Source organism: Hyphomicrobium sp., from assembly GCF_041674905.1.
Taxonomy (GTDB): Bacteria; Pseudomonadota; Alphaproteobacteria; order Rhizobiales; family Hyphomicrobiaceae; genus Hyphomicrobium_B.
Window position 1 is genome coordinate 24,990 of the sequence record NZ_JBAYUV010000012.1, and the last position, 21,730, is coordinate 46,719.

A 21,730-nucleotide genomic window follows, 5' to 3' on the forward strand; every position below is an offset into this window, starting at 1 on the left:
TGCTTGTTCCGACGTGAATGAATTGCAGCTGTATTTTTAAAGCCGCAAATTACCAGCGAAGCCATTCGAGCGATTTCGGCCCGCGGCAAAAATCCTGGCGATGCAAATAGTGGCAGCGGCGGCCGTCGAAATAATCATCTCTGGCAAATGGGTCGCCGGCATAGGTCGAGAAGCCGAACCCATACCCATGAAGCGGGCCGCGACGCGAATAGCCTTTGCGCTTGTGAGCGGCGTGTTTGTGACGGGTCGCGGCATGCGCGGTGTGTGGGTGGTGCTTATAGGAGTGGTGCGCGCGAGGGTGAGGGAGCGTGCTGGCGTTTGCAGCGGGCGCGAGCCATGCCAATGCCAGAGTCAAACTGGCGAACGCGATCGTGCTCTTGGTCATGTGCTGCCTCTCGATGCGACGTGGTGCGGCCTGCGTGGACTGCAAGGATAAATAGTCTTGATTGCCAGAGCGCAAGAATGGCTCCGGACGGTTAAATCCGGAGCCAGCCCGCTCAACTTCGATATTGAATTGCGGTTTAGTAGCTGCAGTAACGCCGTCCGTGGCGCCAATAGCAGTCGGAATAGTCGAAATCATAATAGTCGTCGTCATAATAGTATGGATCGCCCAGGTAGATGCCCGGGCCCCAACCGTACCAGCCGCCGCGCCAGTGGCCGCCACGCCCTCCGTGGCCATGCCCGCCGTGCCATCCGCCGTGAGGACCGCTGAAGTTGCGGACCATCCGGGCACCGCCCAAATTTCCGCCTCTGAAGCCGCCGCCATGCATGCCGGAAAAACCGCCGCCGCCGCCATGACCGCCGAATTGCGCGGCTTCAGCCGCCGGAACAAATGCTGCTAACGATAACGCTGCGCCGATCGCAGCCAGTGCGCTTACATATGTCTTCATATGAACCTCTGCGTTTCCGAGCCGCGTTCGCTGTTTCGCATTGCCGACGGCTCTTCATGCATGAGCAACGCATTCTTCTGGCGAAGGTTGCGGAACGTGTGAGAGCGTTGCAGCAGATCTGAGAAATTCGCACGGCCCGGACGAGAATGTCCGGTGAGAAGGTGCGCGGCTGCAAAGTGGGGAATGGGCACGCATTTCCTGCGCCGCAGGAGCGGTTTCCAAGCGCGAATTTCGGCGATTATGGCATTGGCAACAGGGTGGGGCGTCCCTGTAAAGTCTGGAGCGGGCGAAGGGATTCGAACCCTCGACCCCGACCTTGGCAAGGTCGTGCTCTACCCCTGAGCTACACCCGCAAATCCATGACCTCGACACCTTGCGGCGCCGAGAGACACGCCTTATGGCGCAAGTGCCAACCCATTGCAAGGGGCGGAAAGCGACTGACCACCACGCCGCAGGACAGGCGCCGGGAGAGACTGCTAACGGCTTTAAAGCGAAGGAAGAATGCCGATATGCCTCTCACCCGCGACGAACTGCTGGCCCGGCTCAGTGAACTTGGTATCAAGACGACGACGATCGAGCACCCGGCCGTGTTCACCGTCGCCGAAAGCCAGACGGTCGAGATTGCGTTGCCTGGGGCTCACACGAAGAACCTGTTTCTCAAAGACGAGCGCGGCAGGCTTGTCCTCGTCATCGCAAAAAGCGCCACGGGCGTCGATCTCAAAGCGCTTGCCAAACGTTTGGGCATGGGGCGTTTTTCGTTCGGAAAGCCGGAGCTGCTGATGAGCACGCTTGGTGTGACGCCGGGATCGGTGACGGCATTCGCCGTCGCAAACGATGAAGAGGGGCGTGTGAATGTGGTCATCGACGAGGCTCTGATGGCGCATGACAGCATGAACTGTCACCCGCTGGAGAATACGGCGACGACCAACATTGCGTGTGAGGACCTTTTGCGGTTCATTCGATCCACTGGCCATGAGCCCCGCGTCATGGCGCTGACCGCCGCCGACGTTGCGGCGAGGAGTTGAGATCCATGGAATTCGGCACGAAAAAGTCTGGCCCGGGAGCTGCTGCTGCCGGGGACGTCATCAAGGATACGACGACGGCGTCGTTCAAGGCGGATGTGATCGACGCATCCAAGTCGACGCCCGTGATCGTCGATTTCTGGGCATCATGGTGCGGCCCGTGCAAACAGCTGACACCGATGATCGAAAAAGTCGTGCGCAGCTACAGCGGCAAAGTCCGGTTGGCGAAAGTCAACGTCGATGAAAACCAAGCGATTGCGGCGCAGCTTCGCGTGCAGTCGCTGCCGACGGTCCTGGCGTTTCGCGACGGTCAGCCGATCGACGGGTTTGTCGGCGCGCAGCCGGAAAGCGCCATCAAGGCGTTCGTCGATCGCCTGATCGCCGACGATGCCGATCTCGGTCTTGGCGAACTGTTGAAGTCGGCTGAAGACCTGCTGGAGCAAGGTGATCTGCAAGGCGCGGCGGAGATCTTCGCGACGGTCCTGCAAGAGGATCGGACCAATGCCGAGGCTCTAGCGGGTCTCGCGTCCTGCTATTTGCGCAGCGGCGATGTCACGCGCGCCAAGCAGACGTTGGCGCTGGTGCCGCCCGACAAGCGCGACGTGGCCGCCGTCAGGAGCGTCGAAGCCGCCGTGCTGCTCGCGGAAAAAGGTTCGACAGCCGGCGATCTCTCGGCTCTGAAGCGTCGACTCGAAGGAAATCCCCAGGATCATCAAGTCCGTTACGATCTTGCCGTCGGGCTGGCGGCCAACGGCGAACGAGGCGAAGCCCTTGATCTTCTGCTTGATCTCGTCAGGATGGACAGCCAATGGAACGATGAGGCGGCGCGCAAGCAACTTTTGCAATTCTTCGATGCCTGGGGTCCGAAAGAGCCGCTCGTGAACGAAGGACGCCGCAGATTGTCGTCGATCTTGTTTCGTTGAGAGCACGCGTGCCTGCGGAGATGAATTTGACGCTTACTGAACGTTATGCGCGGCCGGCGGATTTGCCGGCCAGAATTCCCATATTTCCGCTGCGCGGCGCAATTCTGCTGCCACGCGCAACCTTGCCGCTCAATATCTTCGAGCCGCGCTATCTGGAAATGATCGACGATGCGATGTCGGGCGCGCGTGTCATCGGCATCCTGCAACCGATCCTCGCGGACGACGAAGATCAGGAAAGTCCGCTCGACAAGGCAGCGAAATTACGCTCCGTCGGTTGCGCGGGGCGGGTAACGTCGTACCAGGAACTCGACGATGGCCGGCTGATCATCACGTTGACCGGTATCACGCGGTTCGAATGCGTGGGCGAAGCCGAAACGGAAAAACCGTATCGCATCATGAGCGTCAGCTATGACCGGTTCGCGCAGGATTTGACGGAAGGGCTCGGAGAAGAGCTCGTCGACCGGAAAAACCTGCTGCGCGTGCTGAAGATCTATCTCGAGGTCAACCGTCTGAAGACGGACTGGTCGACGATCCAGCGCGCGTCTAATGAATTTCTCATCAACGCGCTGTCGGTCATGTGCCCATACGGACCGGAAGAAAAACAAGCGCTGCTTGAAGCGAAAGATTTGAAATCACGCGCCGAGGTGCTGGTGGCGCTCGCGGAAATCGATTTGGCGTCGAATGGGAGCAGTGGTTCGACGCTGCAGTAAGGCATGGTAGAATCGCGCGAGGTTGTCGCACGTGGTCTCGGACATCGAAAGAGAAGACGAACAGGCGAGCGCGGTCGATCCGAGACTCCTCGAATTGCTCGTCTGTCCGCTGACGAAAACACGGTTGATCTATGACGCGCCGGCGCGAGAGTTGATCAGCAGGGCGGCTGGGCTCGCTTTTCCAATTCGGAACGGCGTTCCATTAATGATCGAGGATGCCGCGCGCGCCTTGACTGATGACGACCTCAAAAAGCGTTAGAATTATTATGTATCGCGCTTGGCGGCATGCTGATGACTGCTACGATTTCTAAGAAATTGGTCATAAAGTTTGATCATTTTTGCCGCTTAACCAAATCTCTTTAGAGTCCATAAAACATGATCGCCGACTGTCCGGCTCCGCATTCCAGGGGCAGCGGCTTTGTTTCAAAAATTCATTCAGGCGAGATTTTTTGATTGGCGCCCGCCGCGCCGGGCGATCGCGTTTGTTCAGCGTCTAGCGAAGTCTCGGCGCGTTGCGCAGGCATTGGCGTCGGCGGGTATCGTTGCCGCGATCTGCGGTTTGGCTCGCGAATTGTTGATACCCAATTCCGGGATGCCGCTTGTCGTTGCCGGGATTGTTTTCCTTTCGCTCAGCTCAATATGGGGCTTGCTTCAAACCGGCCCGACGGATCGCGGCGCGATGCGCCGTTCGGATGATCTGGGTCATCACGAAACAGCAGTTCTCGAAGATGCGAAGGATGCTCATTGGGAATTCGCGGACCGTGCGTCGCAGTATCGTGAGCTTCTCGATGTACAACGCGATTTCGTCGTCCGCCGTTTGGCCGACGGGCGCCTCGTTTTTGCAAACCGCGCATTTTGCGAAGCGTTCGGTGTTCGCAGCGACGCTCTACTCGGCTCGAGGTTCGAGCCGCCCGTGCTTGCGGAGGATGATCATTCGGATGCTGCCGCTTATGACTGCCGCGGCGCGCAACTCGTTCATACGCAAAAAGGGAAACGCTGGATCGCCTGGGATTTCCAGGAGATTAGGGGCGAACATGGCAGTGTCGAATTTCAAGGCGTCGGGCGCGATATTACGGTCGAGCGCGGGATCGAACGCGAGCTGAAGGAAGCGCGCAACCAGGCCGAAATGGCGAGCCGCGCCAAGTCCCGTTTCCTAGCGTCCATGAGCCATGAGATCCGCACGCCGATGAACGGCATCCTCGGAATGATCAGTCTTATGCGCGATACGCCACTCGATGCCGAGCAACGGACGTGTGCGCGCATCGTCGAAGATTCCACGCGGGCGTTGCTCAATCTCATCGACGACATTCTCGATTTTTCAAAAATCGAGGCCGGCAAACTCGATCTCGCGAATAAGGCGTTCTCGCTCAAGACCTGCGTCGCGCAGGCGATGCAGCTTCTGGCGCCGAGCGCTGCGGCAAAGCGCTTGTCGTTTACCTCGACGGTCACGGGCGACGTGCCGGAGTGGGTGCTCGGCGATGAAATGCGCGTTCGTCAAATTGCCCTGAACCTGCTGTCGAACGCCATCAAGTTCACCGAGAAGGGCGGCATCGGTGTCTGTGTCTCGCTCCTAGAGGAGAACGGCGACTCCGGCCGCGATTGCGCAGTCGCGATCAAAGTCACTGATACGGGCGTTGGGGTTCCGGCAGAGTTCATTGCGCACTTGTTCGATGAGTTCGAGCAGAGCGCCGTGACGAGGACGCGTCAACCTGGGGGGACGGGACTCGGGCTTGCGATCTCGAAACGCCTCGCGCAGGCGATGGGCGGCGACATCCTCGCTGAATCGGATGCCGATCAAGGTGCTTCGTTCACAGCGGTTCTTCGTTTCGATGTCGCCGAGCGGCCGGACTCCTATGTCCCGGTCGCGCCGGTCTCGCGACTTCCTTTCGCGTCCGAGGTCAGGGTCGCAACCGACATCGTAATGGACATGGGAACGGCCGGCAACGGCGGCGGCTTCAATGTTCTCATTGCCGAGGACAATCCGATCAATGCGCTGCTTGCCCGCAAGATCGTCGCGCGAGCCGGCGGGACTTCGACCATCGTTGGAGACGGCCGCCTTGCGATTGCGGCCGCGCGTGAGACGCTGCAGAATCGTCAACCTGCATTCGATCTCATTCTGATGGATGTTTTGATGCCCGTCGTCGACGGTTTGACGGCAGCGAAGGCGATCAAGAAGCTTTTTGACGAGCGCAGGAATTCCGGGCTCATTTGCCCGCCCATCGTCGCGCTCACGGCCAACGCTTTCGCGGAAGACCGCGAGCGCTGCTATACGGCCGGAATGGACGACTATCTTGCGAAACCGTTCGAAGCCCAGCAGCTGCACGAGGTGCTGTTGCGCTGGATGCCGCAACGGGCAAAAACTGCGTCACCTGCGGCCTAGTCCGCGCGTTAAAAATCTCAAAACTGTCACGGAATCATGCTAGCTCCGGCAGGGGGAGTCAGGTGAGGAAGGTGTGCGATGTGGCAGCCTATTGCGGCCCGCGAGAAGCGGCGCGCAGGATTGCCGGTAAAGTTTCTGGCGGGACTCGGAGCCCTTGATGCGCTGAAAAGCTCGTCGCGGGGCTTCAAGGTTTTTTCTCGCAGCATCGAGCCTAAGATTTACGGCCGCGTAGGAAATCTCGAGGTTCGGCTGGCGCGGACGTGGTCCGAAATCAAGCTGGCTCAGCGGCTCCGCTATCAGGTCTTTTACGAAGAGATGTCGGCGACGCCATCGCGGCTGGCGCAATTCCGCCGGCGTGATGAAGACGCTTACGATGCCATCTGCGATCATTTACTGGTCGTCGATCTTGACCAGACAAAGCCAGCGCGGAGCGGTCGACCGGAGCGCCCGAAGGTCGTCGGCACATACCGCATTCTTCGCCAGGAGGTCGCCGAGCGCGGACCCGGGTTCTATTCGGCGAGCGAGTACGAGATTTCCGCGCTTCTCAACGCTAAGTCACGGACGCACCGCTTCATGGAGCTGGGCAGATCGTGCGTGCTTGCGCCCTATCGCAGCAAACGTTCCGTCGAGCTTCTCTGGCACGGCCTGTGGACGTATGTGCGGGAAAACCACATCGACGTGATGATCGGATGTGCGAGCTTCGAGGGTATCGACCTCAAAGAGCACGACGTGGCGCTCAGCTATCTGCACCACCACGCTCTGGCGCCAAAGGAATGGCGCTGCCGGGCGCGCGACGAGCTTTATGTTCCCATGGATCGCGTGCCCGCAGGCTCCATCGATATGAAGGCCGCGCTGCGAGCCATGCCGCCATTGATCAAAGCCTATCTGCGCCTCGGCGCGTATGTCGGAGACGGTGCGGTCATCGACCGGCAATTCGGTACGACGGACGTCATGATCATCATGCCGGTCGCAAATATTGATCCACGGTATTTCGAGCACTACGGAACGCCGGCGGAGACCAAGAGCCGGATTGCCGCCGACGCCTGATTGAGGTGAGCCGCGAAATTCGCAGACCGGTCGCGCAAATCGGCAACACTCGCCGTTTGACGTGAATTGTCCCGTTGCAGAGCCCCAAGCAGGCTCGGCGCGTCCGGAGCATTGGCAACGTGGCTCTGGATAGCGGATGCCCAGCCGGTTGCCGTCCAAGCTGCCGCAACCTATGCATAGCGCTGGGTCTCTCCGGATTATGGGATATTTGTCCGGGGGCCGCTGGGGCTAACCGGAACGATCTTCTGAATGTCGAAACACGACGTGCAACGCCGGAACCGGCACGTTGAACCGGACGCGCCGCCAGCTCCGACGGAGGCTGGCGCGAACGCGGGCGCCGAGCGCGCAGCCGCGATCACCGACGCGACGCCGTCGATGGCGCAATATCTTGAGATCAAGGCTGCCAACCCGAACAGTCTGCTCTGGTATCGCATGGGCGATTTCTACGAGCTGTTTTTCGAGGATGCGGTCGCCGCATCGGAAGCGTTGTCCATCGTTCTGACGAAGCGCGGCAAGCATCAGGGCCAGGACATTCCGATGTGCGGCGTGCCCGTGCATCGCGCCGACGAGTACCTGCAGCGGCTCATCCGGAAGGGGTATCGCGTCGCCGTTTGCGAGCAGCTCGAAGATCCGGCGGAGGCGCGCAAGCGCGGCGCCAAGGCCGTCGTCAAGCGCGACGTCGTTCGCCTGGTCACGCCGGGCACGGTGACGGAAGAGGCCCTTCTCGACGCCAAGGCGCGCAACTATCTGACGGCCGTCTATTGCGAAACGCCGCACGAGATCGGAACGACCGACGCCGAGGCGCGCCTCGCTCTTGCTTCGCTCGACATTTCGACGGGCGAGTTCGAGGTCGGCGACGTTGCTGGCTCCGATCTCATCGGAGAACTGATCCGGCTGGCGCCGAGCGAGGTCATCGTCGCGGACGGCTTGCTCGGCGATCAGAATTTCGTTCGCGCGGTTGACTATGCGGGCGGCAAGGTGACCCCAATCCCGGATGCCTATTTTAACTCCGGCGCGGGCGGACGCGATCTCAAGGCGTGTCTCGGCGTCGCGGATCTTTCGGCCTTCGGAGCCTTCTCGGCTTCCGAGCTGGCGGCGATCGCGGCGGTTCTGAAATACGTCGATCTCACGCAGATGGGGCGGAAACCACTCATCAACCCGCCGCGTAAAACGGCGGGGGCGCGGCTGTTCATCGACGCAGCAAGCCGGGCCAGTCTCGAACTCGTCCGGGCGGCATCGGGGGAGAAGTCCTCGACGCTGCTCGCCGCCATGGATCGCACGGTGACCGGAGCCGGATCGCGCGAGCTTCAAGCGCGCTTGTCCAGTCCCTTGACCGATCCGGCTGCGATCGAGGCGCGGCTCGATGCCGTCGCGTGTCTGCTTGACAACCGCCGTCTTCTGGACGAACTCCGCGCCACGCTCCGTTCGGCGCCCGATCTGGCGCGTGCGTTGCCACGTCTTGGGTTCGGACGCGGCGGACCGCGCGATCTTGCGGCCGTGCGGGACGCGATCGATGTCGCGCGGCGCGCGGTATCGCTGCTTCAGCAGTCGGCGCAGCCGCTCGGTTTGCCGGCGAACCTCAAGTCCGTTTGCGTGCGGCTGGCGCAGGTTCCTGATGATCTTATCAAGGCGCTGGGCACGGCGCTCGTCGATGAGCCGCCATTGCTTCGCCGCGATGGGGCTTTCGTGCGTCCCGGATTTAGTAGCGACCTCGACGCAGCGCGTGCGTTGCGCGACGACAGCCGCAAAGTCATGGCCGAGCACGAAGCGCGCTACATCAAGGAAACCGGCGTCAAGACGCTTCGTGTTCGCCACAATAACATCCTCGGTTTTTTCATCGAGGTGACGCAGCTCAACGCGAAGCCGCTTCTCTCGCCGCCGCTGAGCGACAGATTCCGGCATCGGCAAACGATGGCGAACGCGGTGCGTTTCGCGACGGCCGAGCTTCTTGAAACGGAAGGGATGATCGCGTCGGCAAGCGAGCGTGCGCTCAATCTCGAGCAGGAAATCTTCGTGGATCTCGCCGGGAGTATCGGCGCGGCGGCGGCGGATTTGGGGGCAGCCGCGGCGGCGCTTGCTGAACTCGATGTCTTCGCGGCGCTGGCGCAACTTGCGCTCGAACAGGATTATGCCCGGCCTCAGATCGACGCGAGCATGGCCTTCGAGATCAGGGGCGGCCGTCATCCCGTGGTGCAGCAAGCGCTGGCCAAAAGCGGGGCGCCGGCGTTCATCGAAAACGATTGCGTTCTTGGTGGCGCGGCGCGCGAAACGCCGTCAGACGCAGAGGCTGCTCCCGATGCGCGCATCTGGCTCGTCACGGGACCGAATATGGCGGGTAAGTCGACGTTTCTCCGGCAGAACGCGCTGATCACGGTGATGGCGCAGATGGGGTCTTACGTTCCAGCCCGATCAGCGCACATCGGCGTCGTCGACAGGCTGTTTTCGCGCGTCGGAGCTTCCGACGATCTGGCGCGCGGGCGCTCGACGTTCATGGTGGAGATGGTCGAGACGGCGGCGATCCTCAATCAGGCGAGCGAGCGCTCGCTCGTCATCCTCGATGAGATCGGGCGTGGAACCGCGACGTTCGATGGATTGTCGATTGCGTGGGCGACGGTCGAATATCTGCACGGCGTCACGAAAGCGCGCGCATTGTTTGCGACTCACTATCACGAGCTGACGGCTCTGGCGCGCAAACTTAACGGTATCGCCAACGTGACGATGGACGTCACCGAATGGCGCGATACGATCGTCTTTCTGCATAAGGTTAAAGCCGGTGCGGCGGATCGATCTTATGGCATTCAGGTCGCCAAGCTGGCCGGGTTGCCTCATGACGTCGTCGTCCGGGCGCGGGAAGTCCTCGATCGACTCGAGAAGGCGGACCGCCGGCCGCGCGCCGGTGACGATGGGCTTGAGGATCTGCCGCTTTTTTCGGCCGTGCGCCCCAAAAGCGGCCTTAACGAGCGGGCACCTTCCGCCGTTGAAAAGATGCTGCGGGCCATGCATCCTGACGAGCTGTCGCCCAAAGCGGCGCTCGAGAAAATCTATGAATTGAAGGCGCTGGCCGAAACCGAAAAGAAGACGAAGTCTTGAACGAAGAGACGCTGACCAGGCTCATTCCTCCGCCCTATTTCGACGGGGTCGCGGCGCGTCACGAGCTGACGAAACATTTTAACTCCAGCACGTCGGCGGTCGAAGCGCGTCCCAAGGTCATCGAAAGCCTCAAACGTCTGGTGAAGGTCGGACGCGAGTCGGCGCGGACGGCGCTTGAAGTCGATGGCAACGGGCGGCGGTGCGCTGTCGGGCTCTGCCAATTTCAAGACGAGCTGATCCGGTTGATCTACGATTACACCGTTGTCCACGTCTATCGGGCGACCAATCCGTCGGACGCGGAACGCATGGCCATCGTTGCGACCGGCGGCTATGGGCGCGGCCTGCTCGCACCGGGATCGGACATCGATCTTCTGTTCCTGCTGCCCTACAAGCAGACGCCCTGGGGCGAGAGCGTTGCGGAATACATGCTCTATCTGCTCTGGGATCTGGGCTTCAAAGTCGGGCATGCGACGCGCACCGTCGATCAGTGTCTCAAGCTCGGTTACTCCGATATCACTATCCGCACCTCGCTTCTCGATTCCCGCTTGATCCTCGGCGACAAGCAGCTGTTCGCGGAATTCGAGAGCAGATTTCGCGCCGAGGTCATCAATGGGACAGCGCGGCAATTCATCGACGCCAAGATGGCCGAGCGCGATCAGCGCATGCGACGTTCGTGGGAGAGCCGCTATAAGGTCGAGCCGAACATCAAAGATGGCAAAGGCGGGCTGCGCGATCTCCATACGCTGCAATGGCTGTCGAAATATATTTTTGCCCAGGACGTCGGTTCGGCCGCCGTTGAAGCGGGTATTTTTACGCCGGAGGAAGTCCAGACGTTCCGCCGATGCGAGGATTTTCTTTGGCGCGTGCGGTGCTTTCTGCATTTCATGACGGGGCGGCCGGAAGAAGTTCTCTCGTTTTCGGTGCAGCCGGCCATGGCGCAAAGTCTTGGCTACACCGACCGCGGCGGGATGCGCGCCGTCGAGCGTTTCATGAAGCACTATTTTCTCGTTGCAAAGGATGTCGGGGATTTGACGACGATCCTCTGCGGCGCGCTCGAAATGCAGCAGCTGAAGTCGGCGCCGACCTATAAAACGCTTTTCAATCCGCTCAACTGGAAGACGCGCCGCGAGATTCGTCAGCGGACTGATTTTCGGGTCGACAACGACCGATTGAACGTGGCGGACGCCGATGTCTTCGCGCGCGATCCGGTCAATCTCATCCGCTTCTTCGCGCAAGCGGCGAGCATGGGGATTTATCTTCATCCGAGCGCCATCCGATTGCTGCGAAGCTCGCTCCGGCTCATCGATGACAAGCTGCGCGCCGATCCGGAAGCGAACCACATTTTTCTTTCGCTCCTGACAGCGAAGGGTAATCCTGAAGCCTCGCTGCGGCACATGAACGAAGCTGGCGTGCTGGCGCGGTTTCTTCCCGAGTTCGGCCGCATCGTCGCGATGATGCAGTTCAATATGTATCATCACTATACGGTCGATGAGCATCTGCTCCGGACGCTCGGCAATGTCACGGCGATCGAGCGCGGAGACCTGGCGGCAGAACTGCCGTTGTCGACGTCGGTGTTCCGGTCGATCAAGAACCGGCGAGCTTTGCTCGTTGCCGCGTTTCTACACGACATCGGCAAGGGTCGAAAGGAGTCGCATTCGATCGTTGGTGCGCGGATCGCGCGCAAAGTCTGCCCGCGTCTTGGATTGACGGCGGCCGAAACGGAACTTGTCGCGTGGCTCATCGAAGAGCATCTGACGATGAGCAACTTCGCACATTCGCGAGATGTGTCCGATCCCGACACCATCCGCGCGTTCGCAAACATCGTGCAGAGTCCCGAGCGTTTGAAGCTGCTACTCGTGCTCACCAGCGCCGACATCATGGCCGTCGGCCCGGGCGTTTGGAACGGTTGGAAGGGACAGTTGCTGCGCACGCTCTATCACGAGACCGAGCCGCTGGTTGCGGGCGGGCATACGCAAATTCCGCGTGGCCAGCGTATCGATGCCGCGCTTGTGGCGTTGCGTGAAGCGCTCGCGGACTGGCCCAAAAGCGATGTCGATGATTTCATCGCGCGCAGCTATCCGAATTATTGGCTGCGTACCGATACGGCGACGCAAGTTGCGCACGCGCATGTCGTGCGCGACGCGATCAAGTCGCGTACCAAGCTCACGACGTCGGTCAAGACTGATGCGTTCGCGGCGATCACGGAGCTGACTGTTTTCGCACCCAACCACGCGCGGCTGCTCGCGCTCTTCGCGGGTGCGTGTGCCGCGTCGGGCGCAAATATCGCGGGCGCGCACATCACGACGACGCGTGACGGGTATGCGCTCGATACGTTTCTTCTCAATCGCGAGTTCGACGACGATGCGGACGAGCTTCGCCGCGCGAAGCGGATTTCCGATACGATCGAGCGGTTGCTCGAAGGCAAGGAGAAATTGCCGGTGCTTCTCGAGCGCCGCAGAGCGAACGCGCGCAGCGTCGAGGCCTTCGCGGTCGAGCCGGAGGTCATCATCAATAATGAGCTGTCGGGCAGGTTGACCGTCATTGAAGTTTCGGGGCGCGACCGCCCCGGGCTTCTCTATGAGCTGACGTCGGCGCTGTCCGATCTGTCGCTGGACATCGCCTCGGCGCATGTCACGACGTTCGGCGAAAAAGCTGTCGACGTGTTCTATGTCACCGATCTCACCGGAAAGCAGATCGTCAGCGAAGCCAGGCAGCGGACAATACGAGATAGGCTCCAGTCGATCATGCTGGACAATGACGCTTCTGTCGCGCCGGAGCGGCTCGCCCACAGCTGACATGGGGAAGCGTCCGCTGTAGAGAAACCGGGCCGGGCGGGCTCCGTTCGAACGAACGAGTGGCGGGCGGGCCGGTCCGCGGCCGTGGGGGAAGGACTTGCGCTTGCATACGGGATCGAACCTCTATACGCGGCTTCGGCCATGAAGCTTTACAGGTCGTTCGCTACCGTCGGGGGATGGACGCTGCTCAGCCGCGTGTTCGGCTTCGTGCGCGACATTCTCATTGCCGCGACGCTCGGCTCCGGCTGGGTGGCCGACGCGTTCGTCGTCGCCTTCCGCTTTCCGAACCTCTTCCGGCGGCTGTTCGGCGAAGGCGCGTTCAATTCAGCGTTCGTTCCGATCTTTGCAAAGAAGCTTGAAGGCGAAGGGCCGGAGGCCGCTCGTACGTTCGCCGAAGAGGCGATGGCCGGATTGCTGTTCATTCTGCTGATCGTGACGATCTTCGCGGAATTGACCATGCCGTTTCTGATGTACGGGCTTGCGCCCGGCTTCGATGCGACGCCGGACAAGTTCGAACTCTCGGTCGTGCTGACGCGCATCACGATGCCGTATCTCCTGTGCATGTCGCTCGTCGCGCTGATGTCGGGAGCATTAAATTCGGTCGGGCGTTTCTTCGAGAGCGCCGCGGTGTCCGTCGTGCTCAATCTGGTCATGGCGGTTGCGACCCTGCTCTCGCTTTGGCTTGGGTATAAGCGCGAGCCGGAAGCCGGCATCATCCAAGCCTGGGCGGTTTTCGTCGCGGGTTTCCTGCAGCTCGCGCTGCTGATGTGGGGCATGCGTAACGCCGGAATGTCGCTCGGTCTCAGGTGGCCGCGCATGACGAACGATATGCGCAGGCTCGTGAAGCTTGGGATTCCAGGCGTCATTTCGGGCGGCGTGACGCAGATCAACATCGCGATCGGAACCATCATCGCATCGCTCGAGCCCGGCGCGGTGTCGCAACTCTATTATGCCGATCGCGTCTATGAATTGCCGCTGTCGATTGTCGGCATTGCCGTCGGCATTGTGCTGCTGCCGGACGTGGCGCGGCAACTCAGAGCGGGCAATACGGCAGCTGTTATGGACAGCCAAAACCGCTCGCTCGAATTCGCGATGCTGCTGACGGTGCCCGCCACGCTGGCGCTCGCCGCGATCCCGCACGATATCGTCCGCGTGCTGTTCGAGCGCGGAGCGTTTCACGCCGAGGATACGGCGACGACGGCGTCGGTGCTCGGGATGTTCGCGCTCGGCTTGCCGGCGTTCGTGATGATCAAGGTTTTCTCGCCGATTTATTTCGCGCGCGAGGATACCAAGACGCCGATGCGCTTTGCGGTCATCAGCCTGACCGCAAACACCATCGGCTCGATCGTGCTGTTTTTCGTGTTGCGGGAACTTGGCATGATGCCTCAGCTCGGCATCGCCATCGCGACGACGCTCGGCGGCTGGCTCAACGCCTATCTGCTTTGGGCGAAGCTTCGTAAACATAACGATTTCATCGCCGATGCGAGACTTCGCAGGAATTTTCCGCTGATCATCGTTGCCAGCGTCGCGATGGTCGTGGCGTTGCTGGCGACGAGCTCCATGCTGGCGCCATATCTCGGAGCCGAGGCCCGGTTTCTTGAAAAGACGCTAGCGCTGGCAGTCGAGATCGGCGTGGGAGTTGCGGTTTTCGGCCTCTTAATCCTGGCTTTCGGCGTCATGTCGCTTCGTCAGCTCGGAGCCTTCGTGGGGCGCGGCGGCAAAGCTTGAGAGCAGGCTTGCCTCCGGGCGCTCAGCACGCGATAACGCGGCCCGATCCTCACAACACGGTAATTCCCATGAAAATCGCGCCGCTCGTTTTTTCCGGTATGCAACCGACCGGAAGCCTGCACCTCGGCAACTATCTCGGCGCGATGGTCAACTGGATCGAGATGCAGAAGACGCACAGCTGCATCTACTGCGTCGTCGATCTGCATGCGATCACGGTTTGGCAGGACCCGGCCGAGTTGCGGCACGCGATCCGGCAGGTGACGGCAACGTATATCGCCGCCGGACTCGATCCGAAGAAGAGCATTCTGTTCAATCAATCGCAGGTCAGTGCGCACGCGGAGCTTGCCTGGATCTTCAATTGCGTGGCGCGGCTCGGCTGGCTCAATCGCATGACGCAGTTCAAGGAGAAGGCGGGCAAGGATAAGGAACAGGCTTCCGTCGGGCTTTACGCCTATCCGAACCTGATGGCGGCGGATATTCTGGCGTATCGCGCGACGCATGTGCCGGTTGGCGAAGACCAGAAGCAGCATCTCGAGCTGGCTCGCGACATCGCGCAGAAGTTCAACAACGACTTCAACAAGGAGATCGTTGCGGCGGGCTTCGAGGACGGCATTTTCTTTCCACTGCCCGAGCCTGTCATCACGGGACCGGCGACGCGGGTCATGAGCCTGCGCGACGGCACGAAGAAGATGTCGAAGTCCGATCCGTCGGACCTGTCGCGGATCAACATGACCGACGACGCGGATACGATCGCGAAAAAGATCCAGAAGGCGAAGACCGATCCGGAACCGCTGCCGAGCGATGAAAAAGGTTTCGAAGGACGCCCCGAGGCGGAAAATCTGGTCGGCATCTATGCGGCGCTCAGTGGCCAGCCGGTGGCCGACGTTCTGAAAGATTACGGCGGCCAGCAATTCTCGTCCTTCAAAAAGGCTCTCGCCGAAGTCGCGACGGAGAAAGTCGGCCGTATCGGGGCGGAGGCTCAGACGCTGATGGGCGATCCCGCCGAGATCGACCGCATTCTGGCCGACGGCTCGGCGCGGGCGCGTGCCGTGACCGAGCCGGTGATGGCCAAGGTCAAGGATATCGTCGGCTTCATCCGTAGCTGACGCCCGGCGGAGGTGCGCTGAGCGCGACGTTGCGGCGAAGCGGAAGGAGTGGCAGCATCTGAGGATGAAACCACGCCGCTCTTTCGAAGAAGGCCATCGTCGCAAGTTCCTGATCGTCGTTGACGAGAGCCAGGAAGTTGAGAGCGCGCTTTATTATGCGGCGAGCCGCATGCAGCGCTCGTTCGGGTCTATCGTCATGCTGTACGTGATCGAGCCGGGAGAGCTGCTGCACTGGTCCGGAATGCGGCAGGTGCAACTCGAAGAAGAGACGACGAAGGCCAAGGCGCTGTTTCGTCTTTTTCGCAGAAAGCTGTCGCTCGCGGGGTTCGACGGTGTCGAAATCGAGGATGTGATTCGCGAGGGGCGCCTCGCGGAAGAGGTGGTCAACGCTATTGCCGAGGACGAGGACATCGCGGTTCTGGTTCTCGCGGCGTCCCTTGATGCCAAAGGGCCGGGACCACTTGTCGCTTCTCTGGCGGCAGGGCGGGCCGCGGGCGGGTTTCCTGTGCCGGTTACGGTCGTGCCGGGGCAACTTTCCCTCGCCGAGATCAAGGCGTTGGCTTAAAATCGTCCCGAGGCAAGGCCAAACAGCCGCGCTCGACAGCGCTTTCGGCCTTCCTATATTAGAGGAATTCTAACGGACGATGTGCCGGATGCTGCTATCCTGCAGTCGTGAGCCGAACCCAAGCGAGATGCCATGTTCATTCAGACCGAAGCTACGCCTAATCCGGCGACCTTGAAGTTCATTCCGGGCAGGGACGTGCTTGCCGGAGGGACTGCCGATTTTCGCACCCGGACGGATGCAGCAGCCTCGCCGCTCGCGACCCGGCTGTTCGCGATCGATGGCGTGGACGGCGTGTTCCTCGGCTCCGACTTCATTTCGGTGACCAAAGGCAACGTCGATTGGCAGCACCTGAAGCCAATGGTGCTCGGCGCCATCATGGAACACTACATGTCCGGCGCTCCGATGAGCGACGAGGAAGACTCCAACGATGAGGCGGCGGAGAATTACGATCCGGAAGACGAGGCGACCGTCGCGACCATCAAGGAGCTGCTCGAGACGCGCGTGCGTCCGGCCGTGGCGCAAGATGGCGGCGACATCACCTTCTCGGGATTCCGCGACGGCGTCGTCTACCTGCATATGCGTGGCGCGTGCTCGGGATGTCCGAGTTCGACGGCGACGCTTCGCAACGGGATCGAGAATCTGCTCAAGCACTTCTGTCCCGAGGTCGCTTCGGTGCAATCGGTTTAGAGCCGAAAAAGATTCATCAGTGCCCCGCTTCGGCGGGGTTCTTTATATCTGCATTGGAAATAACGAGGATCGAATGGCACAACCCCTCGACAGCGCGGTGCTCGATCAATTGTTCGACAAGGCGCGTACGAACAATAAATGGCAACCGCGCGAAGTGCCGGACGAACTCCTGGCGCGAATTGTCGATCATATGAAATGGGGGCCGACGAGCGCCAATTGCTCGCCGGTTCGAATTGTTTTCGTCAAATCGAAAGACGCGAAAGAGCGCTTGAAGCCGCATCTCAGCGAAGGCAACGTCGCGAAAACGATGGCGGCGCCTGCGACGGCCATTATCGCCTACGACCTCAAGTTCTATGAGTATCTGCCGCGGCTTTATCCGCCCGCGGACGCCAAAAGCTGGTTTGCCGGAAAGAAAGAGCACGCGGATACGACGGCCTTTCGCAACGGCACGTTGCAAGGCGGCTATTTTATTCTGGCGGCGCGTGCGCTGGGCCTCGATTGCGGCCCGATGTCGGGTTTCAACACTGCGGGTGTGGATGCCGAGTTTTTCTCTGGAACGGATATAAGGTCGAATTTTCTTTGTAATCTTGGTTACGGCGATCCGGCCGGCGTTTATCCACGCTCTCCAAGATTTAATTTCGACGAAATCGCCAGGATCCTATAGTCTGCCTAAGGATGAATATTCTTTCGCTCGACACATGTTTTGACGCGTGCTCGGTGGCTGCCGGGAGAGGGCTCAGGACCCTTACCCCAGCCATTTCTTTTGCATTCGAGCCGATGCAAAAGGGGCATGCGGAACATTTTCTTCCGATGGTGCAGGCCGTCATGGCCGAGGCGAACCTGGAGTTCAACGCGCTCGACCGCATCGCGGTGACGTATGGACCCGGGACGTTCACCGGCACCCGCATTTGCGTTTCAGCGGCACGCGCGTTTGCGCTTGCGACCGGAGCCGAGATCGTTGCGATTTCCAGCCTGCGCTTGATGGCGATGAGTTCTTTCATCCCAGCGGCGCAGACGCGTCATGTCGCGATCGCGACCGATGCCCGGCGCGACGAAGTCTATTTCGAGGTTTTTGACCGGCATTCGTTGCAAAGCGTCGGCGGCCCGCGATGCGCGGTAATTGCAGATGCCGCGCGGATGCTCGGGTCATCGCCCATCGTCATCGCAGGGTCGGGGGCGGAAGCGCTGGCCGAGGCGGTGCGCGGATTGGGCGTCGAAGCGACCGCGATCCTTCCGGGGCTTTTGCCCGACGCGTTCGACGTGCTGTTCATGGCCGCCGAATTGCCGACGTCCGCGACGGTCAGCCCGCTTTACCTACGCCCGCCCGACGCGAAACCGCCGGCGCCAAGTCCGTTCGTCGGAGCCGGAGCATGAGCTCCAACGTCACGCCGTTCCGCAACGTCAAACACGCCAGCATGCTTTGGGCCGCACCGGAACGCGCCGAAGAGATCGCGGCGCTGCATGTCAAACTTTTCGATCCGCCGTGGGATGCGGCCGCGATCAAGGGGCTGCTGGAACATCCGGCTGCGACGTCGCTGATTGCCGTTGCCGGCTCGCCGAAAGCCGTCATCGGGTTCGTCATCGGCCAACTCGCGGCCGACGAAGCGGAAATCCTTTCGATTGGCGTTTCGCCAAACTGGCAGCGCGCGGGCGTCGCGGCCGGATTGCTTGAAGGTCTGGCGCGTGCGGCGCGCCGGGGCGATGCAAAGCGGATTTTTCTCGATGTTGCCGAGGACAACGAAGCCGCACGGGCGCTCTATCATAAGCTCGGATTCGTCGAGGTCGGGCGGCGCAAGCGATATTATCAGCGCGTGGGCGCCGAGCCCGTCGATGCGCTGACGCTGGCCTGGACGCTTTAGCGAAAGTGGACGGAACGCCCCATATAGACGCGGCACCCCGCTGCTGCCTATAACGCGATCCAGTCCCAGCGATTCAGGTTCAGACTGAGAGCCGCCTCAATTCGATGCCGGATGCCATGTCCGCGAGACGCGCGAAAAGCCTTACGCCCATTGAATCCCGCTGCGCCGAGTACGGCCTGCGCATGACGGGACAGCGCCGTGTCATCGCGCAGGTGCTTTCGTCGGCGACCGATCATCCCGACGTCGAGGAAGTGCATCGGCGCGCACACGCGGTCGATCCGCGTATTTCGCTTTCGACCGTCTACCGGACGCTGAAACTTTTCTCGGCGAAGGGCATCCTTGAGCGGCACGATTTCGGACACGGACGCGGCCGCTACGAAGCGACGATGGGCAACCACCATGACCATCTGCTCAATGTCGAGACCGGGCAGGTGATCGAATTCTCGAACGCCGATATCGAGGCTTTGCAGGAGCGCGTGGCGCGGGAGCTTGGGTTCGAGCTCGTCGGACATCGCCTCGAGCTTTACGGCGTGCCGTTGGCGAAAAAGAAAGCGGCAGGCCGCAAGGCCGAGTGACGCCGATGGCAACGGGATCGCTTCGCGCCTCTGCCGTGCTCACCGCATTTTTTGGGCTGACGGTGCCGTTGATGCCGGTGCAGGCGCTTCTGCTCAGGGTGTCCGACAGGGCGGCACGGCGCTTTCCGCACTGGTATCACCGGCAGGTGTGCCGGCTTCTCGGCGTTAAACTGAACATCGAGGGAAGCGTCGCGAAGGGCGCGCCGGTTCTGCTCGTCTGTAATCACACCTCGTGGCTCGACATTCCCGTGCTTTCGGCGCTGGCGCCCGTCTCGTTTGTTGCGAAACTCGAGGTCGGAGGATGGCCGTTCGTCTCCGCGCTGGCGCGGTTGCAGCGCTCGGTCTTTGTCGACCGGACGAAGCGGCTGGCGGCGGGCGATGCGGCGAACGCGATCACGACGCGGCTGCAGCAGGGCGACACGATCGTGCTGTTCGCGGAAGGAACGTCGAGCGACGGCAATCGCGTGCTGCCGTTCAAGACCTCGCTGTTCGGCGCCGTCGCGGGCCAGGGAATGCCAGCCGCGGATCAGGTCGTCGTGCAGACCGCGGCGGTCGTCTACACGCACATTCACGGGATTCCGGTTACGCGCGCCGACCGGCCGCGTCTCGGCTGGTACGGCGACATGGAAATGACGTCGCACGCGTGGGGGGTTTTGAAGTCGGGGGCCATTACGGTCACCATCAAGGTCGGGCCGCCGGTGCCGCTTTCTGAATTCAAGGATCGCAAGGATCTGGCGCTGAAAAGCGAACGCGCCGTGCGTCGCGACGTTCTGTCTATTCTGCGTGGCAGGGAGGACGGCGATTTGACGCCGGTCGAGCCATCGGATGAGGCCCGGCGCGCCAAGCTGACGGTGCCGGTGCGAAAAAGCGACAAATGGACATGAGCGGCCGCTTTTGTGCTATGCGCGTTCTTCAAAATGTTTTTGTTGCAACCTTTTTCCGGCTGATCTGACGACGTGAACCGTCCTGAACGCAAAACCTACTTTCTGAAGACCTTCGGCTGTCAGATGAACGTCTATGACAGCGAACGCATGGCGGAAGCGCTGGTGCGCGACGGGTATCGCGAAACGTCCGACGTCGACGGCGCCGATCTCGTCATTCTCAATACCTGCCATATTCGCGAAAAGGCGGCGGAGAAGGTCTATTCCGAACTCGGCCGTATTCGCGACGTGAAAACTGCGCGCGCCAAGGACGGCAAGAACACCGTGATCGCGGTGGCGGGTTGCGTGGCGCAGGCCGAGGGGGCGGAGATCACGGCGCGGCAGCCGGCCGTCGATCTCGTGATCGGGCCGCAGAGCTATCACCGGTTGCCCGAACTCATCACGCGCACAACGGTCGATCGCAAGCATATCGTCGAGACGGAATTTCCGGGAGACGAGAAGTTCGCGCGCATGAAAGCGCCGCGACGCGTTTCGTCGCCGTCGGCGTTTCTGACTATTCAGGAAGGCTGCGATAAGTTCTGCACGTTCTGCGTGGTGCCCTATACGCGCGGTTCGGAGTATTCGCGATCCGTCGCGAAAATCGAGGCGGAAGCGCGCGAACTCGCCCGCGCAGGCGCAAAAGAGCTTGTGCTCCTCGGTCAGAACGTCAACGCCTATCACGGCGAAGGGGCTGGCGGACGGACGGCGAGCCTCGCGGATCTGATTGGAACGCTGGCGGCTATCGAGGGCGTCGCGCGCATTCGCTACATGACCAGCCATCCGCGCGACATGAGCGACGATCTGATTGCCGCGCACGCGGAGGTGCCGCAGCTGATGCCGTTCCTGCATCTTCCGGTGCAGTCGGGCTCCGATCGCATTCTCGCGAAGATGAACCGCAAACACACGGCGGCCGAATATGTCGATCTGATCGCGCGCGTTCGCAAGGCGCGTCCCGACATCGCGCTGTCGAGCGATTTCATCGTCGGGTTCCCGGGTGAGACGGACCAGGACGCCCGGGACACGATCGCGCTGATCGAGGCGGTCGGCTTCGCCCAGGCGTTCTCGTTCAAATACAGCGCACGGCCCGGAACGCCCGCCGCCGGGCACGATGATCAGGTCGATGAAACGGTCAAGTCGGAACGGCTGCTGCGTTTGCAGGCGGTGCTCGATGCGCAGCAGGTTTCGTTCAACGCCCAGAGCCTCGGCGGAGTCGTGCCGGTTCTGTTCGAGCGTAAGGGGCGGGAGGCTGGTGAATTTGTCGGGCGGACGCCCTATCTCCAGCTTGTTCATGCCGCCGGAGAGGGCGACCTTGTCGGGAAAACGGCCAATGTCGCGGTCAATGAAACACGCCGGTCGAGCCTTTCGGGTGTCATTTCGGCGGCATAATGTGACTATAATGCGGGGCTCCGACGTGGTGGGTTAACCACAGGAGC

General features: G+C 61.2%; 20 protein-coding genes and 1 tRNA gene. 18 read left to right on the forward strand and 3 right to left on the reverse strand.

The annotated features are described in order from the left end of the window. Window positions 1-49 precede the first annotated feature (49 nt). The 3 genes from WC026_RS07110 to WC026_RS07120 form a co-directional block, all read right to left on the reverse strand. Window positions 50-385 (reverse strand): hypothetical protein, encoded by a 336-nt coding sequence (locus tag WC026_RS07110; protein ID WP_372710136.1) that lies wholly within the window; start codon window positions 383-385, stop codon window positions 50-52. A 136-nt stretch (window positions 386-521) separates the two neighbouring features. Further along, window positions 522-890, reverse strand: coding sequence for a hypothetical protein (locus WC026_RS07115; RefSeq protein ID WP_372710137.1), 369 nt, complete (start codon window positions 888-890; stop codon window positions 522-524). 278 nt (window positions 891-1,168) lie between these two features. Next, a tRNA-Gly gene (locus tag WC026_RS07120) sits at window positions 1,169-1,243 on the reverse strand. Between the two features lie 156 nt (window positions 1,244-1,399). Here WC026_RS07120 and WC026_RS07125 point away from each other — a divergent pair. The 18 genes from WC026_RS07125 to miaB all read left to right on the forward strand — a co-directional run bounded on the left by WC026_RS07125 (window position 1,400) and on the right by miaB (window position 21,683). Further along, window positions 1,400-1,915 carry a prolyl-tRNA synthetase associated domain-containing protein gene (locus WC026_RS07125; RefSeq protein WP_372710138.1) on the forward strand — a complete coding sequence of 172 codons (516 nt, stop codon included), beginning with the start codon at window positions 1,400-1,402 and terminating at the stop codon, window positions 1,913-1,915. Between the two features lie 5 nt (window positions 1,916-1,920). Further along, on the forward strand, window positions 1,921-2,835 hold the full coding sequence (gene trxA / locus WC026_RS07130; protein ID WP_372710139.1) for a thioredoxin: 915 nt from the start codon (window positions 1,921-1,923) through the stop codon (window positions 2,833-2,835). A gap of 26 nt (window positions 2,836-2,861) precedes the next feature. Beyond that, on the forward strand, window positions 2,862-3,545 hold the full coding sequence (locus WC026_RS07135) for an LON peptidase substrate-binding domain-containing protein (protein ID WP_372710140.1): 684 nt from the start codon (window positions 2,862-2,864) through the stop codon (window positions 3,543-3,545). A gap of 31 nt (window positions 3,546-3,576) precedes the next feature. After that, complete coding sequence (locus WC026_RS07140; RefSeq protein ID WP_372710141.1) at window positions 3,577-3,804, forward strand: Trm112 family protein; 228 nt, start codon at window positions 3,577-3,579, stop codon at window positions 3,802-3,804. Window positions 3,805-4,224: 420 nt separating this feature from the next. Next, window positions 4,225-5,925 (forward strand): ATP-binding protein, encoded by a 1,701-nt coding sequence (locus tag WC026_RS07145; RefSeq protein ID WP_372710142.1) that lies wholly within the window; start codon window positions 4,225-4,227, stop codon window positions 5,923-5,925. 78 nt (window positions 5,926-6,003) lie between these two features. Then, window positions 6,004-6,972 carry a GNAT family N-acetyltransferase gene (locus tag WC026_RS07150; protein ID WP_372710143.1) on the forward strand — a complete coding sequence of 323 codons (969 nt, stop codon included), beginning with the start codon at window positions 6,004-6,006 and terminating at the stop codon, window positions 6,970-6,972. A gap of 249 nt (window positions 6,973-7,221) precedes the next feature. Further along, a complete protein-coding gene (mutS, locus tag WC026_RS07155; RefSeq protein ID WP_372710144.1) occupies window positions 7,222-10,062 on the forward strand; it encodes a DNA mismatch repair protein MutS in 2,841 nt (946 codons plus the stop codon). Then, window positions 10,059-12,857 carry a [protein-PII] uridylyltransferase gene (locus WC026_RS07160; protein WP_372710145.1) on the forward strand — a complete coding sequence of 933 codons (2,799 nt, stop codon included), beginning with the start codon at window positions 10,059-10,061 and terminating at the stop codon, window positions 12,855-12,857. The genes mutS and WC026_RS07160 overlap by 4 nt, the downstream gene beginning before the upstream one ends. 141 nt (window positions 12,858-12,998) lie before the next feature. Continuing rightward, complete coding sequence (gene murJ / locus WC026_RS07165; protein WP_372710146.1) at window positions 12,999-14,585, forward strand: murein biosynthesis integral membrane protein MurJ; 1,587 nt, start codon at window positions 12,999-13,001, stop codon at window positions 14,583-14,585. A gap of 68 nt (window positions 14,586-14,653) precedes the next feature. Next, the gene (gene trpS, locus WC026_RS07170; RefSeq protein ID WP_372710147.1) at window positions 14,654-15,691 is read left to right on the forward strand and encodes a tryptophan--tRNA ligase; all 1,038 of its coding nucleotides are present in this window, start codon (window positions 14,654-14,656) and stop codon (window positions 15,689-15,691) included. A 64-nt stretch (window positions 15,692-15,755) separates the two neighbouring features. Then, complete coding sequence (locus WC026_RS07175; protein WP_372710148.1) at window positions 15,756-16,256, forward strand: universal stress protein; 501 nt, start codon at window positions 15,756-15,758, stop codon at window positions 16,254-16,256. 132 nt (window positions 16,257-16,388) lie between these two features. Then, window positions 16,389-16,943 carry a NifU family protein gene (locus WC026_RS07180; RefSeq protein WP_372710149.1) on the forward strand — a complete coding sequence of 185 codons (555 nt, stop codon included), beginning with the start codon at window positions 16,389-16,391 and terminating at the stop codon, window positions 16,941-16,943. Between the two features lie 73 nt (window positions 16,944-17,016). After that, window positions 17,017-17,607 carry a malonic semialdehyde reductase gene (locus WC026_RS07185; RefSeq protein WP_372710150.1) on the forward strand — a complete coding sequence of 197 codons (591 nt, stop codon included), beginning with the start codon at window positions 17,017-17,019 and terminating at the stop codon, window positions 17,605-17,607. A gap of 11 nt (window positions 17,608-17,618) precedes the next feature. After that, the gene (gene tsaB / locus WC026_RS07190; protein ID WP_372710151.1) at window positions 17,619-18,317 is read left to right on the forward strand and encodes a tRNA (adenosine(37)-N6)-threonylcarbamoyltransferase complex dimerization subunit type 1 TsaB; all 699 of its coding nucleotides are present in this window, start codon (window positions 17,619-17,621) and stop codon (window positions 18,315-18,317) included. Continuing rightward, window positions 18,314-18,802 (forward strand): ribosomal protein S18-alanine N-acetyltransferase, encoded by a 489-nt coding sequence (gene rimI / locus WC026_RS07195; RefSeq protein WP_372710152.1) that lies wholly within the window; start codon window positions 18,314-18,316, stop codon window positions 18,800-18,802. Before tsaB ends, rimI begins: the two co-directional genes overlap by 4 nt. Before the next feature lie 116 nt (window positions 18,803-18,918). Next, entirely contained in the window at window positions 18,919-19,377 is a 459-nt protein-coding gene (locus WC026_RS07200; protein ID WP_372710153.1) for a Fur family transcriptional regulator, read from the forward strand. 5 nt (window positions 19,378-19,382) lie between these two features. Then, entirely contained in the window at window positions 19,383-20,261 is an 879-nt protein-coding gene (locus tag WC026_RS07205) for a lysophospholipid acyltransferase family protein (protein ID WP_372710154.1), read from the forward strand. A gap of 72 nt (window positions 20,262-20,333) precedes the next feature. Beyond that, window positions 20,334-21,683: a tRNA (N6-isopentenyl adenosine(37)-C2)-methylthiotransferase MiaB gene (miaB, locus tag WC026_RS07210; protein ID WP_372710155.1), complete on the forward strand. Its 1,350-nt coding sequence runs from the start codon at window positions 20,334-20,336 to the stop codon at window positions 21,681-21,683. Window positions 21,684-21,730 lie beyond the last annotated feature (47 nt).

Excerpts from the sequence above, each read along its gene's own strand:
- WC026_RS07110 (WP_372710136.1), bottom strand. The coding sequence starts at position 385 with ATGACCAAGAGCACGATCGCGTTCGCCAGTTTGACTCTGGCATTGGCA.
- WC026_RS07115 (WP_372710137.1), bottom strand. The coding sequence starts at position 890 with ATGAAGACATATGTAAGCGCACTGGCTGCGATCGGCGCAGCGTTATCG.
- WC026_RS07125 (WP_372710138.1), top strand. The coding sequence starts at position 1,400 with ATGCCTCTCACCCGCGACGAACTGCTGGCCCGGCTCAGTGAACTTGGT.
- trxA (WP_372710139.1), top strand. The coding sequence starts at position 1,921 with ATGGAATTCGGCACGAAAAAGTCTGGCCCGGGAGCTGCTGCTGCCGGG.
- WC026_RS07145 (WP_372710142.1), top strand. The coding sequence starts at position 4,225 with ATGCGCCGTTCGGATGATCTGGGTCATCACGAAACAGCAGTTCTCGAA.
- WC026_RS07150 (WP_372710143.1), top strand. The coding sequence starts at position 6,004 with ATGTGGCAGCCTATTGCGGCCCGCGAGAAGCGGCGCGCAGGATTGCCG.
- mutS (WP_372710144.1), top strand. The coding sequence starts at position 7,222 with ATGTCGAAACACGACGTGCAACGCCGGAACCGGCACGTTGAACCGGAC.
- murJ (WP_372710146.1), top strand. The coding sequence starts at position 12,999 with ATGAAGCTTTACAGGTCGTTCGCTACCGTCGGGGGATGGACGCTGCTC.
- trpS (WP_372710147.1), top strand. The coding sequence starts at position 14,654 with ATGAAAATCGCGCCGCTCGTTTTTTCCGGTATGCAACCGACCGGAAGC.
- WC026_RS07175 (WP_372710148.1), top strand. The coding sequence starts at position 15,756 with ATGAAACCACGCCGCTCTTTCGAAGAAGGCCATCGTCGCAAGTTCCTG.
- WC026_RS07180 (WP_372710149.1), top strand. The coding sequence starts at position 16,389 with ATGTTCATTCAGACCGAAGCTACGCCTAATCCGGCGACCTTGAAGTTC.
- WC026_RS07185 (WP_372710150.1), top strand. The coding sequence starts at position 17,017 with ATGGCACAACCCCTCGACAGCGCGGTGCTCGATCAATTGTTCGACAAG.
- tsaB (WP_372710151.1), top strand. The coding sequence starts at position 17,619 with ATGAATATTCTTTCGCTCGACACATGTTTTGACGCGTGCTCGGTGGCT.
- rimI (WP_372710152.1), top strand. The coding sequence starts at position 18,314 with ATGAGCTCCAACGTCACGCCGTTCCGCAACGTCAAACACGCCAGCATG.
- WC026_RS07200 (WP_372710153.1), top strand. The coding sequence starts at position 18,919 with ATGTCCGCGAGACGCGCGAAAAGCCTTACGCCCATTGAATCCCGCTGC.
- WC026_RS07205 (WP_372710154.1), top strand. The coding sequence starts at position 19,383 with ATGGCAACGGGATCGCTTCGCGCCTCTGCCGTGCTCACCGCATTTTTT.